The following is a 1,297-nucleotide window of genomic DNA, read 5'->3' on the forward strand; positions in this document are numbered from 1 at the left end:
CGTCGGGAATAAGCGTCCTGGCCCTGCTGTCAGGCTTGCCACTACCCGGACCGGCGAGAAGCGCCTGCATAGCTTGCGTAAGCGGCGCGTCGGCTGCAGGGAGCATTCGGGAGACTTCTTTTCGCGAGACAGTGCCCTAGGTGGTGATTTCAACAAACCAGAGCTTCGCTTTTGTTTTAGCCATATCTTTGACAGCGCGTTCTTCCAAGTGTTCCTGCGATTCAGCTAATTCCGGCGGACGCGCTGTATTCTTTTCGGCAGGCAACACAGTGAGCGGTTTATCCTCGTTATAAGGAAACGCAGAGGGCGGGGCTTCGTCTGTTTTTACGGAAGGCGGCGTTACAGGTTTTTTCGGGTCATAGCGCAAAATAAAATCAGGTTCTTTTCCGAACACGGTTGAAAAAAAACGGGTTTCCTTCAGCGTTGAAAATATGTCGTCCTTTTTGACGAGGAATAAAATCAAAAAGCCCAAAAGCACTGCAAACCAGCACGCTATCGCGGCGCCTGTTTTATGTTGTTTAAAACTCATGCAAATAGTATAATAGAAGGTGCAAATTTTTGACAAGCGCGGGGAAAGCTTCGGCACGCGTATCTTTCCTGTTGTTCCAGTATCTAGGTAATATGGACCGGAAAAAAAGGGATAAAAACTAAAGGCATTCACTGGCACAATATAAGCGGCGAGGCGTGAGTATGGATAAAAGAACTGCTACCCGGACAGGTAGGGAAACACGGAGAAACAGCAAATTGCACCCTGTGGTTGACAAGTGCGGGCTCCCGACAAGCGGCACTGTCGCGGACTGTGACCAAGCGCTCCTCCTTATAAATTTGGAGATAGAAGCGTTCTGTGCGGACAAGGTGTATGACACGAATGTGTTGCTCGATATGTTTGAGGAAGTGGATATAAGTGCAGTCATCCCTCCGGTTAAAAGCCGGAAAGAGCAAAGAACATACAGCCATGAACTGTATCGGGCGCGGCACGTCATTGAAACCGTTTTCCGCGCCCTCAAGCGACGGCGGGGAATCGATGTGCGCTACGCAAAGCTTGCCGCTTCCTTCATCGCCGCCATTCATGTCAGGTGTTTTTCCTCTATATCTACCTTCAAGTCCACACCACCTAAAAGAAGCTAATAAAAAATCCCCGAAGCAAGCTGTGGGGTACCAGACCTTAGAAAAAACTAATCAAAAATGACTGCGAAAGCTTGCGTCAAGACTTGACGAAACGGTAAAAATTGTATATCACAGCAAACGAAAAATGTGTGAGTGTTGTGCGGGGTTGCGGCGCAATGCGTTGGTCTTT

At 48.7% G+C, this 1,297-nt stretch carries 2 protein-coding genes; one reads left to right on the plus strand and one right to left on the minus strand.

Features of this window, described 5'->3' with window-relative positions:
- Positions 1-136: 136 nt before the first annotated feature.
- The gene (locus AWU74_RS10515; protein WP_187150876.1) at positions 137-463 is read right to left on the minus strand and encodes a hypothetical protein; all 327 of its coding nucleotides are present in this window, start codon (positions 461-463) and stop codon (positions 137-139) included.
- 227 nt (positions 464-690) lie between these two features.
- Here AWU74_RS10515 and AWU74_RS05670 point away from each other — a divergent pair, with 227 nt between their 5' ends.
- Positions 691-1,128, plus strand: coding sequence for a transposase (locus tag AWU74_RS05670; protein ID WP_162504894.1), 438 nt, complete (start codon positions 691-693; stop codon positions 1,126-1,128).
- The last annotated feature ends 169 nt before the right edge of the window (positions 1,129-1,297 follow it).

The sequence above is a fragment of the Treponema endosymbiont of Eucomonympha sp. genome (assembly GCF_001028545.1).